Source organism: Amycolatopsis acididurans (assembly GCF_012328925.1).
Classification (GTDB): Bacteria; Actinomycetota; Actinomycetes; order Mycobacteriales; family Pseudonocardiaceae; genus Amycolatopsis_E; species Amycolatopsis_E acididurans.
Map to the genome: position 1 here is coordinate 499,688 of NZ_JAAXLS010000002.1, position 13,804 is coordinate 513,491.

Consider the following 13,804-nt stretch of genomic DNA (forward strand, 5'->3'; position numbering starts at 1 on the left):
GCGGGGCGGCCCGGCCACCGGGTCACCCCGCCTCCGATTCCGGAGAGAAAGCGGTCTTCCGTGACCTCATCCTCGACCCGCGCCGACGGGCTTTCCCTACGCCGCCAGTGGATCGACGCGCTGGGAGGCGCCCGGCCGACCGTCGCGCTCCCTGACGGCGAAGACCCGCGAGCAGTGCGAGCAGCGGCCGCACTCGTCACCGAAGGCGTGCTCGTGCCCCGCCTGGTCGGTTGCCGCGCGGCGATCCAGCGCGCCGCGGCCGACGCCGGCGTCGCCCTGCCCGCGGAGTCCATTGTGGACGTGCGCGAGCTCGCGGGGGACCGCGACATCGAAGCGCTCATCGCGGCCCGGCTCGCGAAACATCCCGGCCGGATCCGGGACGCGGTGGCCGATCCCCTGTCCACAGCCGTCGCCGGGGTCGCCACCGGCAGGTTCGACGCGTGCGTGGCCGGGGCGAACCGGCCCACCGCCGACGTGTTGCGCGCCGGTCTTCGTTATGTGGGCCTGGAAGCGGATGTGGCGACGATGAGCAGTTGTTTCGTCCTGGTGCTCCGGGACGGGCGCCGCATGACATTCGCCGACTGCGCGGTGGTTCCCGAGCCCTCGCCGGACGAGCTGGCCGACATCGCGATCGCCTCCGCCCGCACGCACCAAGCGCTGACCGGTCAGCAGCCGGTCATCGCGATGCTGTCGTTCTCCACGCTCGGCAGCGCCGCCCACGATCGCGTCGAGCGCGTGCGTGCGGCCACCGCCCTGGTGCGCGAGCGCTCGCCCGGGTCGCGTGTGGACGGCGAAATGCAGTTCGACGCGGCGCTGGTCGAGGCGATCGGACGGCGCAAGGCTCCCGGTTCCGCTGTCGCGGGCAGGGCCAACGTCTTCGTCTTCCCCAATCTCGACGCCGGCAACATCGGCTACAAGATCGCCGAGCGCCTCGGGGGCGCGCTCGCCTTCGGTCCCGTCCTGCAGGGGCTCGCCGCCCCGGTGAACGACCTGTCCCGCGGCTGCACCGCCGAGGACATCCGCTGGACCGCGCTGCTGACCGCCGTGCAGGCGCATGCCCGGGCGCGGCGCGACGCCGAACCTCGCCGTCGCGGACTGCCGCGCTCCCTCGCGCCGGCGCCGGAGCGCACGACTTCCCCACGAACGTGAAAGGACTGATCAGTGTGGAGATATCAGGGTGAAGGCCTACGAACGGACCGCGGCCATCCCTTTGGCTCCGATACCGCAGAACCGTGTCTCGCGGGTTCTGCCCGGCTTGATGGTCGCGGTCGCCGTGGCCGCCGCGGCGACCGTCGCGGGCACGTTCGTCCCGATCGTCGGAGGCCCGGTCTTCGGGATCGTGCTCGGCGCGCTCGCCGCCGCGCTGGTTCCCCGCCTGCGTGGTCACCGGTGCGCCCCCGGCTACGCGGTGGCGTCGAAACCCGTGCTGCAGCTGTCGATCGTCGTACTCGGCACCGGTCTGTCGCTGCAGCAGGTGTTCGAGGTGGGCAGCAGCTCGCTGCCGGTCATGCTCGGCACACTCGCCGTCGCCGTCGCCGGCGCCTGGTTGCTCGGCCGGATGCTCGGCATCGAAGGTGACACCCGGACGCTGATCGGCGTTGGAACCGGGATCTGTGGCGCCTCGGCCATCGCGGCGACCAGCGCGGTGATCAAACCGAAGCAGGCCGACATCGCCTACGCCGTCGGCACGATCTTCACCTTCAACATCGCGGCTGTGCTGATCTTCCCGCCGCTGGGACACCTGCTCGGCATGACCACGCACTCGTTCGGGCTGTGGGCCGGAACCGCGATCAACGACACCTCGTCGGTCGTCGCGGCATCGTTCGCCTACGGCGGCGACGCCGGCGCGTACGGAATCGTCGTCAAGCTGACCCGCACGCTGACGCTGATCCCCATCGTGATCGTGCTGGCCTTCCTCACCGCCCGGCGGGAAGCTCGCCGTGCGGATCCGGGCGGGCACGGCCGTCCGCGGCTGCGGGACATGCCGTGGAAACGGATCGTGCCCCTGTTCCTGATCGGATTCCTGGCCGCCGCGTCGCTGGACACGATCGGCGTGATTCCGCCTTCGTGGCACGTCCCGCTGTCGGAAACGGGCACGTTCCTCATCACGACGGCGCTCGCGGGTATCGGCCTTTCGCTGCGGATGGCCGACATGCGCGAAGCAGGCCACCGGCCGCTACTGCTCGGCGGGCTGTTGTGGGTGGCCGTCGCGGGATCGAGCCTCGGCCTGCAGGCGCTCACCGGGACGCTGTGAACCCGCGCGCGCCCCGGCGGATCTGGCCCCATCGACAGGGCACTTTCTGGCACTTCTACCCCACCCAGTCATCCCCCACTCTCGGATCCACACACGACAGACAGGAGCGAACAATGAGGATCGGTGTGCCTCGTGAGGTCAAGAACCACGAGTACCGGGTGGCCGCGACGCCGGCCGGCGTGCACGAGTTCACCTCGGCCGGCCACGAGGTGTTCGTCGAACGCGGCGCGGGAGAGGGCTCGTCGATCCGCGACGAGGACTACGTGGCCGCCGGCGCGAAGCTGCTCGACCACGCGGATGACGTGTGGGGCACCGCGGAGATGGTGCTGAAGGTGAAGGAGCCGGTGGCGGAGGAATACCACCGCCTGCGGTCCGGCCAGCTGCTGTTCACCTACCTGCACCTCGCGGCGAGCGAGGCGTGCACCAAGGCGCTGCTCGACGCGGGCACGACCGCCGTCGCCTACGAGACGGTGCAACTGCCCGGTGGCTCACTGCCGCTGCTGTTCCCGATGAGCGAGGTGGCGGGCCGCCTGGCGCCGCTGGTCGGTGCGCAGACGCTCATGCGGGTCAACGGGGGCCGGGGTGTGCTCATCGGCGGCGTGTCCGGGGTGTCCCCCGCCCGGGTGGTCGTGCTGGGCGGTGGCGTCGCCGGGATGAACGCGGTGGCGGTCGCCGCCGGCACCTGGGGCGACGTGGTGCTGTTCGACAAGAACGTCGACAAGCTGCGCGCCGCGGACCGGATGTATCAGGGGCGCATCCGCACCGCCGCCGCGAACGCCTACGCGATCGAACAGGCGGTCCTGGAGGCCGATCTGGTGATCGGCGCCGTGCTCGTGCCGGGCGCCAAGGCGCCGAGCCTGGTGTCCAACGAGACCGTGTCCCGGATGAAGCCGGGCAGCGTGCTCGTGGACATCTCCATCGACCAGGGCGGCTGCTTCGAAGACTCGCGGCCGACCACGCACGCCGACCCGACCTTCCGGGTCCACGAGTCGGTGTTCTACTGCGTGGCCAACATGCCCGGCGCGGTCCCGCACACCTCCACGCACGCGCTGACCAACGTGACACTGCCCTACGCGCTGGAGATCGCGGACAAGGGACTGCGCAGCGCGGTGCGGGACACGCCGGAACTGCGTCCCGGGGTCACCACGGTCGCCGGGGCGGTGACCTCCGAACCTGTGGCCCGGGCGCACGGTCTTGCCGCGGTCGACGTGGACGAGGCGCTGGCCTGAGGTAACGATCGCGACGGCGCGGGGTGGGAAAAACAGCCACCACGGGTTAGGTTTCTGCTCACCCCGCTCCGGCGCGGCCACGCCAGGAGAGTGCCCCTTGCCACGCACCTTGATCGAGATCGACCGGTCCTCGGACGAACCGCTGTACCGCCAGGTACGGCGGGCGATCGAGCACGGTATCGCGATCGGCACGTTCGATCCCGCGCGGCGGCTGCCCAGCTCTCGTGAACTGGCCATCGAGCTCGGCGTCTCCCGCAACACGATCAACCTCGCCTACCAGGAGCTGGTGGCCGAGGGCTATGTGGAAAGCCGCGAGCGCAGCGGCCTGTTCATCAACAGCGAGATGCGCCCGCACTGCGCGGTGCAGGAACACGACACCGAGTCCCGCATCGACTGGGCCCGCCGCGTGCGCCGGTTCCCCGACGCCGAGGTCGCCCACATCGAAAAGCGCGCCGACTGGCCGAGCTATCCCTATCCGTTCCTGGCCGGGCAGGTCGACATCACCGCGTTCCCCGCACGGTCCTGGACGCGGTGCCTGCGCGACGCGCTCTACCGGCCTCACGTGTTCCACAGCCTGCAGGACAGCGTGGGCTCCGACGACCCGATGCTGGTGGACATGGTGTGCCGGCACCTGCTGACCACGCGCGGCATCGAGGCGAACCACGACGAGGTCCTCATCACCGTCGGCTCACAGCAGGGTCTGGACCTGCTCGGCCGGGTGCTGCTCGGCCCGGAGCAGGTCGTGGCGATCGAAAACCCCGGCTACCTCGACGCGCGGCACATCTTCCTGCGCACCGGCGCCCGGGTCGCCGGCTTCGACGTCGACGCGCGAGGCCTGCTGCCGCCTCGATCGCTGGACGGGATCGACCTGCTCTACCTCACCCCGAGCCACCAGCATCCGACGAACGCCACCTTGAGCATCGGGCGGCGCCGCCAGCTGCTGGCGCAGGCGGCCGCCTCCGGCACGGTGGTCGTCGAGGACGACTACGACAGCGAGTTCCGGTACCAGGGCAGCCCCACCCCCGCGCTGAAGGCTCTCGACAACACCGGGGACGCGGTCTACCTCGGCACGTTCTCGAAGTTCCTCTCCCCCGGGCTGCGCCTGGGATATCTGGTCGGGCCGCGCGAGCTGGTGCGCGCCCTGCGCGAAGCGCGCCGCTACGTCCTGCGCCACCCGCCCGGCCACCTGCAACGCGCGCTGGCCCTGCTCATCGAAAGCGGCGAGTACCACGCCTCGCTGCGCCGGTACCGCACGAAACTCCTGCGCAAGTGGACGGACACCTGCGCCGCGGTCACCGAACACCTGCCGTGGCCGCAGACGCCCTACCCGCCCGGCGGCGTGAGCCTGTGGATGACCGGGCCACCGGAACTGGACTGCCGCGTCCTGGTCGAGCGCGCCGAGCGGATGGGCATTCTCATCGAGCCGGGCGACATCTTCTTCCTCGGCGAAGACCAGCCACGCAACCATTTCCGCATCGGGTTCGCCGCCACCCCGCGATCGGCGATCGAGCCGGGGATCCGGCTGCTCGGACGCCTGTGCACCGACTTGCTCGGCGGCTGAGGCCCATCACATCCGGCCCCTTCTGGTTCCAGTGATCGGGCGCTTTCTGGCTCTGTGCCGGGACCAGAGTTGTTGCGATCGTCGAGTCGTCCCCGAACGCGCAACCACAGGAGGTCGCCAGGTGAACGTCACGGAGCTGCGGGCCACTGCTCGCCGACACCTCGGGCCGCACTTCACACGCAAGGACACCTGGGCCGGCGACTTCCCGGTGTTCGTCCGCGGTGAGGGCAGCTACCTGATCGACACCGAGGGCCGCCGCCACCTCGACGGCCTGGCCGGGCTCTTCTGCGTCAACATGGGCCACGGCCGCGAAGACATCGCGCGGGCCGCCGCCAAGCAGGTCGGCACCCTCGCCTACGCCAGCAACTGGGGCTCGGCCCACCCGCCCGCGATCGAAGCGGCCGAGCTCATCGCCCGGCTCGCCCCCGGCGACCTGGGCACCACGTTCTTCGTCAACTCCGGCTCGGAGGCGGTGGAGACCGCCCTGAAGTTCGCCCGGCAGTACCACCGCAGCCAGGGCGCCCCGGAGCGGACGAAGATCATCAGCCGCGAGATGGCCTACCACGGCACCACGATGGGCGCCCTGTCCGTCACCGGGCTGCCCGCCATCAAGAAGCCGTTCGGCCCGCTCCTGCCGGGTGTCCGGCACGTGCCCAACACCCTCGGGTTCACCGGTGACTGCGGGCCCGCGAACGAGCTCGACTGCGTGCGGGCCATCGAGGCGGTGATCCTGGAGGAAGGCCCGGAAACGATCGCGGCGGTGTTCGCCGAACCGGTGCAGAACGGGCGCGGCGCACTGGTCCCGCCGCAGGGCTACTGGCCCGCACTGCGGGCGCTGTGCGACAAGTACGGCATTCTGCTCGTCTCCGACGAGGTCATCTGCTCCTTCGGACGGCTGGGACACTTCTTCGGCCACGGCCTGACCGGCGTCGTACCGGACCTGATCACCTTCGCCAAGGGCTCCACCTCGGGCTACGCCCCGCTCGGCGGCGTCATCGTGCGCGAGCAGCTGGTCGGCGAGCTCTACGACTCGCCGCTCGGCGGCGTGTTCACCCACGGCGCGACCTGGGGCGGGCATCCGGTGGCCACGGCGGTCGCGCTCGCCAACATCAGCGCCATGCGTGACGAGAAGGTGCCCGAGCATGTGCTCGCCGAGGGACCGAAGCTCTTCGCCGCACTGCGGTCACTCAAAGACGCGCACCGCTGCGTCAAGGACGTGCGCGGCACCGGGTTCTTCTACGCGATCGAGCTGACGGCCGACCGGGACAGCGGCCGGGAGCTGACCGGGGACGAGTCGCTGACCGTGTTGCGGCAGGTGCTGCCGGAGGCGTTCCGGCGCACCGGTGTGATCCTGCGCGGCGACGACCGGGGCGCCACGATGATCATGATCTCGCCTCCGCTCGTGGCCGACCAGGACGTCCTGTCCGAACTGCTGCACGGGGTCGACGGCATGCTGACCGACGTGGAAAAGGCCGTCCAGCCCTGATCGACGGCGCCTCGCGGGCGCCGGGCACCCGGGAAGTCCGGGCACCCGGCGCCCGTCGTGCTGTCCGCGGCCGTGCCCATCTGGTCCCTGGGCATGCACCGGATCTGGCTCTCGCGCCCGGGCCTGGTTCCTTTCTACCGTGACGGGAACCACAGCAGCTCAGCTACATCACGGCGGTGGACAGCGCGGGGACACTGAGGTCCCCCGGCACCGCCGGAAGGAGGAGACGTGGGTTCTGCACCGGAGACGGCCGCCTCGAGCGGTCTCAAACCTGGCCTCAAACAGCGCCACATGAACCTGATCGCACTGGGTGGTGTCATCGGCGCCGGGCTGTTCGTCGGCAGCGGCGTGGTCATCCAGTCCGCCGGGCCCGCCGCCGTGATCTCGTTCCTGATCGCGGGCCTGATCACCGTGCTCATCATGCGGATGCTGGCCGAAATGACGGTGGCCCGCCCCGCGCTCGGCTCGTTCTACGTCTACGCCCGCGAGGCGCTGGGCAACCGGGCCGGCTTCGCGGTGGGCTGGATGTACTGGTACTTCTTCGTGATCGTGGTGGCCGTGGAGGCGGTGGCCGGCGGGCGGATCCTGCGCCTGTGGCTGCCGGGCGTGCCGCTGTGGGTACTCAGCCTCGGACTGCTTCTCCTGCTCACCGCGACCAACCTCGTCTCGGCACGCTCCTACGGGGAGTTCGAGTACTGGTTCTCCTCGATCAAGGTCGTCGCGATCATCGTGTTCCTCGTGCTCGGCGCGCTGTACCTGTTCGGTATCTGGCCGGGTGCGCATGGCGGGGTGTCCAATCTGGTCTCCCACGGCGGGTTCGCACCCCTCGGTATCGGCGCGGTTCTCGCGGCCGTGGTGCCGTGCGTCGGCTTCTACACGGGCGCGGAGATCGTCACCATCGCGGCGGCCGAGTCCACCGAGCCCCGGCGCGCGATCGCCAAGGCGATGCGCTCGATCGTGTTCCGCGTGGTGCTGTTCTACGTCGGCTCGGTGTTCGTCGTGGTCGCGGTCAAGGCCTGGAACTCGCCGGATGCGGCGGTCAGCCCGTACGCCGCGGTCCTGGACGTGCTCGGTATCCCCGCGGTGGCGACCATCATGAACGGAATCGTGCTGACCGCGGTGCTGTCCTGCCTGAACTCCGCGCTCTACACCTCGTCGCGGATGCTGTTCGCCCTGACACGCAGCGGCGACGCGCCGAAGCTGTTCACCAAGCTCTCCCGCAGCGGGGTGCCCCGCCGGGCCATCGTCGCCGGCACCGCCGTGGGGTATGTCTCGGTCATCGCGGCCTACACCTCGCCGGGGCTGATCTTCCAGTTCCTGGTGAACTCCTACGGCGCGGTCGCGTTGTTCGTGTACCTGTCGATCGCGCTGGCGCAGGTGCGGCTGCGTAAGCGCCTGCAGCAGACCGATCCGTCCGCGCTCGGCCTGAAGATGTGGCTGTTCCCGTGGTTGAGCTACGCGACGATCGCGCTGATGGCGGCGGTCATCCTGGCGATGGCGTTCCTGCCCTCCACCAGGTCGCAGTTCTGGCTCAGCGCCGTCACCCTCGCGCTCATCCTCGGCGCCTACCAGATCCGCAAGCGGCGACCGTCCGGACCGGTGCACTCCGGCGAAGAGCAGGCCTCCCGCGGGTCGGCGGAAATCGCGCAGGCATGATGGAGACGTTCGAGCGAGAGTGGCATGGCGAGTCCGATGTGGACGGCCGCGTGCAGGCGAATCCGAGCCATGCCCTCGGATACATTCCCTCGGGCGTCGTCGTGGTGGCCACGATGACGCCGGAGGGGCCGGTCGGGTCGGCGAGCAACTCGGTCACGCCGATCTCGCTGGACCCGCCCCTGGTGGCGTTCTTCGCCGCGGACACGTCGCCGGTCCTGGCGGCGGTGCGGGAGTCCGGCCGGTTCACGGTGAACGTGCTCGCCGCCGACCAAGCCGGAACCTACGACCGGTTCCGGCGCGGCACCTCGGCGGAGTTCGATCAGGCCGGCTGGGAGCCGGTTGGGCAGCCGCGCCTGCGGGGTGCCGTGGCCGTCCTGCACTGCGACGTCCTGGCGAGCACCCCCGTGGGCGGCCGGGTGGTGGTCGTCGGCAGGGTGCGCGGCCTCGGTGCGGTGCGCCCGGGCGCCGATCCTCTCCTGGCCTGCCGGGGCGCGCTGCACGGCCTCGCGCACACGCCACCGGACCACCCCCACTACCGGGTGTCCCTGGCACTGTGACCACCGTCTGGCACCACCCGATGCGCTGATTCTGGACCTACCAGGGTGACCAGAGACGGTTCAGGGTGGTGGGACCCGCCCACCCTGGAGGTCCGATGCCCCATCCGTCCCCGCGCCGCGTGTCCGATCGCGGCGAGCGCGCCGCCGGCCCGTTCGCCATCCGATGACCGGACCCGTCCGCCCGCGGCAAGCCGGCGAGGATCACCGGAGCCCCACGACAGTCCTGCTCGCACCGGCGGACGAGGCGCTGGTCGCGTGACGATCACGATGGTCCTGGGCGCGCTCGCCGTCGCCCTCGCCGGCCTGCTCGGCGGGTTGACCGGGTTCGGTGCCTCGCTGGTCGGCACCCCGCTGCTCCTGCTCAGCGGCTTTCCGCTGCCGGAGGTGGTGGTGATCAATCTGGTCACGACGATGATCACCAGAGTCGCGGTGCTGCACCGCGAGCGTGACCACGTCACGTGGCACCGGGTGGCGGTGCTGGGTGCGGCGAGCCTCCCGGGTGCCGTGGTCGGCGCGCTCACGGTCCATCTGGTCCCGCCGCACGGCCTGCGCATCATGGCCGGCGTCGTGGTCGTGCTTTCCGGCGTACGGCTGCTGACCCGCCCGGCGAACCGGGCGCGGCCCGCGACCGCAGCCAAACAGGCGGTGGCCGGGCTGCTCGGCGGTTACCTGTCCACGACGACGTCACTCAACGGTGCGCCGCCGGCGGTGCTGCTCGCGGCCGCGAAGGTCCCACCGCGGACCTACATCGCCGATCTGGCGGGCTACTTCGTGGTGACGAACGGGCTGTCACTGATCCTGCTGACGACGGCCGGCGAGGTCGCCGTCGGGGATCTGTGGAGCCGGCTTCCCGTTCTCGTCGCCGCCGCCGTGGTGGGCAACGCCGTCGGCTCCCGCCTCGTCGGCCGGATGCCGCGTGCCGTGTTCGACCGGGCGATCGCCGGGCTGATCCTGGTTTCCGGTGTCGTGACGACGGTCGGCGCGTGAGCGCGGGCCAGCCGGCCGGGTGATCCGGCGGAAGGGGCCCATGGACATCTTGCGGCGCCCCATGTCGCGCAGCATCCTGTCCTTGGGAGGTCTCCAGCGCCGGAGGTGTCGCCACGATGACGACGAGTGGCCCCACGCTCATTGGTTCCGTGCAGCGCGCCCTGCACCTGCTCGACGCGGTCGGTTCGGCGGACCGGCCGATGCCGGCGAAGCAGCTGGCGCACGCGGTGGCCCTTCCGCTGCCCACCACGTATCACCTGTTGCGCACTCTTGTTCACGAAGGCTACCTGCGCAAACTCGCCGACGGGTACGTGCTGGGCTCCCGCATGGAGATGCTCGGGCGGCGCGACAGCGCGCAGGCCATCCTCAGCCGTACCCGGCCCGCTCTGCGGGCACTGCGGGACGAGCTGCGGTGCGCGGTGTACCTGGCCCTGTACACCGACGGCGAGATCAAGCTGGTCGACATCGCCGACGGCCCGCACATGGAACGGGTGGACCTGTGGGTCGGCGTGCACGAGTCCGGCCACGCGACCGCCTTCGGCAAGTGCATCCTGTCCGGGCTGGACCGGCCGGGACGCGAGGACTACCTCAGCCGCCACCAGCTCGCCAATCTCACCCCGCACACGGTCACCGATCGCCGCCTGCTCGAACAGCGGCTGTGCACCGGCCGGCCGGTGATCGACGACCGCGAGGAGTACCAGCTCGGCACCGCCTGCCTCGCGGTCCCGGTGCGCGGGCCAGGGCTGCTGGGCGCCGTCGCGGTCTCGCTGCCGGCCCGCCGCTACGGCAAGGCGCTGGCCGGCGCGAGCGCGATAAGCCGGACCGCGGGCCGGGTCGCGCGCGCTATCACCATTTGAAAACCAGCCCGTTGCCGCACGCCGGTCTCCGTTCGACAGTGATCGTATGGAACCACGAACCAGGTTGTCCCTGTACCGGACGATGGTGTTGAGCCGCACGTTCGAGGAAGCGATCTTGCGTGAGTACCACGCGGACAAGAAGCCGGTCTTCGACATCGGCGCCGGTGCGATCCCCGGGGAGATGCACCTGTCGGCGGGCCAGGAACCGGTCGCCGCGGGCGTGTGCGCGCACCTGACGAGCGACGACGCCGTCACCGCGACCCACCGCCCACACCATTTCGCCATCGCGCACGGCGTGGACCTGCGCCGGATGACCGCCGAGATCTTCGGCCGCACCGACGGGCTCGGCCGGGGCCGCGGCGGGCACATGCATCTGTTCGATCCCGCGGTGCACTTCTCGTGCTCCGGCATCATCGCCGAGGGCTACCCGCCCGCGCTCGGCCAGGCGCTGGCGTTCCAGCGCCGCGGCACCAACCAGGTCGCGGTCGCCGTGACCGGTGAGGGCGCGGCCAACCAGGGTGCCTTCCACGAATCGCTGAACCTGGCGTCGCTGTGGCGGCTGCCGGTGGTCTTCGTCGTGGAGGACAACGACTGGGGCATCTCCGTCCCGCGCAGCGCGTCCACCTGCGTGACGTCGAACGCGGTGCGCGCCACCGGCTACGACATGCCCGGCGAACGCGTCGAGGACAACTCCGTCGAAGCCGTCCACGAGTGCGCACGTGCGGCGATCGCCAGGGCCAGGGCGGGCGAGGGACCCAGCCTCATCGAGGTGCACACGCTGCGGTTGTGGGGGCATTTCGAGGGCGACGCCCAGGCCTACCGCACCGACCTCGAGAGCGTCGCCGGGCATGACCCGATTCCGACCTATGAAGAGCACCTGCGCGAAGCCGGCGTGCTCGACGACGCCGGTGTCAAGGACGCCAAGGAAGAGGCGGTGCAGCGGGTCGAGGACGCCATCGCCTTCGCCCGCGCCAGCGCCGAGCCCACCCCGGACACCGCACTCGACCACGTCTTCGCCTAAGGAGTTTCCAATGACCGTCACCGAAACCTCGCCGGTCTCCACGCGGCGGCTCACGACCGCCAAGGCGATGGTCGAAGGGATCACCCAGGAGATGGAGCGCGACGCCGACGTCTTCGTGATGGGCGAGGATGTCGGCGCCTATGGCGGCATCTTCAGCTCCACCACCGGGCTGCTCGATCGCTTCGGGCCGACGCGGGTGATGGACACCCCGATCTCGGAGACCGCGTTCATCGGCACCGCGATCGGCGCCGCCGTGGAAGGCATGCGGCCGATCGTGGAGCTGATGTTCGTCGACTTCTTCGGCGTGTGCATGGACCAGATCTACAACCACATGGCCAAGATCCACTTCGAGTCCGGCGGCAACGTCCGGGTGCCGATGGTGCTGACCACCGCGGTCGGCGGCGGCTACTCCGACGGCGCGCAGCATTCCCAGTGCCTGTGGGGAACCTTCGCGCACCTACCCGGGATGAAGGTCGTCGTGCCGAGCAACCCGGCCGACGCCAAGGGACTGATGATCTCGGCGATCCGTGACGACAACCCCGTGGTCTATCTGTTCCACAAGGGAGTCATGGGCCTGCCGTGGATGGCCAAGAACCCGCGCTCGATCGCGCCGGTGCCCGAGGAGGCCTACGAGACGCCGATCGGCAAGGCCAACATCGTGCGGCCCGGGCGGGACGTCACGATCGTCACGTTGTCGCTGTCGGTGCATCACGCCCTCGACGTCGCCGACGACCTCGCCGCGGAGGGCATCGACTGCGAGGTCGTCGACCTGCGCAGCCTGGTACCGCTGGACACCGCCACGGTGCTCGACTCGGTCGGCCGCACCGGCCGGCTGGTCGTGGTCGACGAGGACTACCAGTCCTTCGGCGTGTCCGGGGAGATCATCGCCACGATCGCCGAACACGACCCGGGACTGCTGCGCGCGCGGGCGCGCCGCGTGTGCGTGCCGGACGTGCCGATCCCGTACGCCCGTTCGCTGGAGTACACGGTCCTGCCCACGGCCGACCGGATCCGGCAGGCCGTCCGCGAGGCGGTCCAGGCATGACCGACGTCCCATTCCCGCAAGTGTCCGAAAAGGACCCTGATGCCGAGGGGGTGCTCTCCACCTGGTTCGCGGTGGACGGCCAGCAGGTGAAAGAGGGAGACCTGCTGGCCGAGGTCGCCGTCGACAAGGTGGACCTGGAGGTGACCGCGCCCGCCTCCGGGGTGGTGCGCCTGGTGGCGAAGGAGGGCGACGTGCTCGCGCAGGGCGCACTCATCGCGAGGATCGACACCTGACCGCGGGCAGAGGCGGGCGCGTAGCGTCACTTCAGGTGCCGGGCGAAGAACCGGTTCCCGGCCTCCCCCTCGAACTGCGGGACGCCGGTGTGCCCGCCCATGTTGGCGTGCAGCGTCTTCTCCTGGGAGCCGAAGGCGTCGAACACCTCCAGGGCACGCTGCCGGTCGTTTCCTTCGTCGTCCCACTGCAGCAGCACCTGCAGCGGAATGGTGACCTGCCGGGCCTGGTCGAGCATGGTGCGCGGCACGTAGCTCCCGGCGAACAGGACGGCGGCCGAGATGCGCGGCTCGACCACCGCCAGCCGGATGCCGATGGCGATCACCCCTCCCGCGTACCCGACCGGGCCGCCGATCTCGGGCAGTGACAGCAGCGCGTCCAGGGCGGACCGCCATTCCGGCACCGCCTTCTCGACCAGCGGGAGGACGAGCCGGTCGACGATCTCGTCGTCGACCGGCTCACCGGCCCCCAGCACCCGGTGCAGGTCGGCGCGAGCCTGTTCGGCGGCGGCGGAACGAGGCCGGTCACCGCTGCCGGGGAGTTCGATGGTGGCCGCGGCGAAACCCTCCCCCACGGCCTGCCGGGCCCGGGCCGCCAGCCGGGGGTACATCGTGCGCAGTCCGCCGGGGTGGCCGAGCAGGATCAGCGGGGCCGGTGCGGATCCGGGTGCCGTCCACAGAATGCCGGGGATGTCGCCGAGGGTGAATCCGCGTTCGACAACGCCGTCGTCGAGGCGCAGTTCGGAAATGAATCGCATGGTCGTGCCTTTCGGGAGTGCTCTTCTACGGCGCTCCCGGACGACCTATCGTCCGACCGTGACCCCGGAGGGGAGCACCCACGTCGCTACGTTCACGGGTACCACCTCCTCGTTCTCTCGCACGGCCCCGCAAAGCTAGCAGTGGCCGTCCTGCTCCGCCAAC

Annotated in this window: 13 protein-coding genes; 12 read left to right on the forward strand and 1 reads right to left on the reverse strand. The window is 70.6% G+C overall.

The genetic code is table 11. The features are described from left to right. The first annotated feature begins 60 nt into the window (after window positions 1–60). The 12 genes from HFP15_RS05810 to HFP15_RS05865 all read left to right on the forward strand — a co-directional run bounded on the left by HFP15_RS05810 (window position 61) and on the right by HFP15_RS05865 (window position 12,886). Window positions 61–1,149, forward strand: a complete 1,089-nt coding sequence (locus HFP15_RS05810) for a phosphotransacetylase (RefSeq protein WP_312871480.1) — start codon at window positions 61–63, stop codon at window positions 1,147–1,149. Between the two features lie 28 nt (window positions 1,150–1,177). Next, window positions 1,178–2,254, forward strand: coding sequence for a YeiH family protein (locus HFP15_RS05815; protein WP_312871481.1), 1,077 nt, complete (start codon window positions 1,178–1,180; stop codon window positions 2,252–2,254). Between the two features lie 113 nt (window positions 2,255–2,367). Next, window positions 2,368–3,483, forward strand: a complete 1,116-nt coding sequence (gene ald, locus HFP15_RS05820) for an alanine dehydrogenase (RefSeq protein ID WP_168512187.1) — start codon at window positions 2,368–2,370, stop codon at window positions 3,481–3,483. A gap of 97 nt (window positions 3,484–3,580) precedes the next feature. Further along, window positions 3,581–5,044, forward strand: a complete 1,464-nt coding sequence (gene pdxR, locus HFP15_RS05825) for a MocR-like pyridoxine biosynthesis transcription factor PdxR (protein WP_168512189.1) — start codon at window positions 3,581–3,583, stop codon at window positions 5,042–5,044. A 121-nt stretch (window positions 5,045–5,165) separates the two neighbouring features. Further along, window positions 5,166–6,530, forward strand: a complete 1,365-nt coding sequence (locus HFP15_RS05830) for an aspartate aminotransferase family protein (RefSeq protein ID WP_168512191.1) — start codon at window positions 5,166–5,168, stop codon at window positions 6,528–6,530. Window positions 6,531–6,821: 291 nt separating this feature from the next. Then, on the forward strand, window positions 6,822–8,186 hold the full coding sequence (locus tag HFP15_RS05835) for an amino acid permease (protein ID WP_168512536.1): 1,365 nt from the start codon (window positions 6,822–6,824) through the stop codon (window positions 8,184–8,186). Beyond that, window positions 8,183–8,743, forward strand: a complete 561-nt coding sequence (locus tag HFP15_RS05840; RefSeq protein WP_168512193.1) for a flavin reductase family protein — start codon at window positions 8,183–8,185, stop codon at window positions 8,741–8,743. Before HFP15_RS05835 ends, HFP15_RS05840 begins: the two co-directional genes overlap by 4 nt. A gap of 255 nt (window positions 8,744–8,998) precedes the next feature. Next, window positions 8,999–9,730, forward strand: coding sequence for a sulfite exporter TauE/SafE family protein (locus tag HFP15_RS05845; protein ID WP_312871482.1), 732 nt, complete (start codon window positions 8,999–9,001; stop codon window positions 9,728–9,730). Between the two features lie 116 nt (window positions 9,731–9,846). After that, a complete protein-coding gene (locus tag HFP15_RS05850) occupies window positions 9,847–10,587 on the forward strand; it encodes an IclR family transcriptional regulator (RefSeq protein ID WP_168512195.1) in 741 nt (246 codons plus the stop codon). A 46-nt stretch (window positions 10,588–10,633) separates the two neighbouring features. Further along, a complete protein-coding gene (locus tag HFP15_RS05855) occupies window positions 10,634–11,608 on the forward strand; it encodes a thiamine pyrophosphate-dependent dehydrogenase E1 component subunit alpha (protein ID WP_168512197.1) in 975 nt (324 codons plus the stop codon). Window positions 11,609–11,618: 10 nt separating this feature from the next. Continuing rightward, on the forward strand, window positions 11,619–12,653 hold the full coding sequence (locus HFP15_RS05860) for an alpha-ketoacid dehydrogenase subunit beta (RefSeq protein WP_168512199.1): 1,035 nt from the start codon (window positions 11,619–11,621) through the stop codon (window positions 12,651–12,653). Further along, window positions 12,650–12,886 carry a biotin/lipoyl-containing protein gene (locus tag HFP15_RS05865; protein ID WP_168512201.1) on the forward strand — a complete coding sequence of 79 codons (237 nt, stop codon included), beginning with the start codon at window positions 12,650–12,652 and terminating at the stop codon, window positions 12,884–12,886. The genes HFP15_RS05860 and HFP15_RS05865 overlap by 4 nt, the downstream gene beginning before the upstream one ends. Window positions 12,887–12,912: 26 nt before the next feature. Here HFP15_RS05865 and HFP15_RS05870 read toward each other — a convergent pair whose 3' ends face one another. Further along, window positions 12,913–13,641 (reverse strand): dienelactone hydrolase family protein, encoded by a 729-nt coding sequence (locus HFP15_RS05870; protein WP_168512203.1) that lies wholly within the window; start codon window positions 13,639–13,641, stop codon window positions 12,913–12,915. Between the last annotated feature and the right edge of the window lie 163 nt (window positions 13,642–13,804).

What these genes read in the sequence shown, in the direction of transcription:
- HFP15_RS05850 (WP_168512195.1), top strand. Translation starts at nt 9,847, where the DNA reads ATGACGACGAGTGGCCCCACGCTCATTGGTTCCGTGCAGCGCGCCCTG.
- HFP15_RS05860 (WP_168512199.1), top strand. Translation starts at nt 11,619, where the DNA reads ATGACCGTCACCGAAACCTCGCCGGTCTCCACGCGGCGGCTCACGACC.
- HFP15_RS05855 (WP_168512197.1), top strand. Translation starts at nt 10,634, where the DNA reads ATGGAACCACGAACCAGGTTGTCCCTGTACCGGACGATGGTGTTGAGC.
- HFP15_RS05865 (WP_168512201.1), top strand. Translation starts at nt 12,650, where the DNA reads ATGACCGACGTCCCATTCCCGCAAGTGTCCGAAAAGGACCCTGATGCC.
- HFP15_RS05870 (WP_168512203.1), bottom strand. Translation starts at nt 13,641, where the DNA reads ATGCGATTCATTTCCGAACTGCGCCTCGACGACGGCGTTGTCGAACGC.
- HFP15_RS05835 (WP_168512536.1), top strand. Translation starts at nt 6,822, where the DNA reads ATGAACCTGATCGCACTGGGTGGTGTCATCGGCGCCGGGCTGTTCGTC.
- ald (WP_168512187.1), top strand. Translation starts at nt 2,368, where the DNA reads ATGAGGATCGGTGTGCCTCGTGAGGTCAAGAACCACGAGTACCGGGTG.
- HFP15_RS05840 (WP_168512193.1), top strand. Translation starts at nt 8,183, where the DNA reads ATGATGGAGACGTTCGAGCGAGAGTGGCATGGCGAGTCCGATGTGGAC.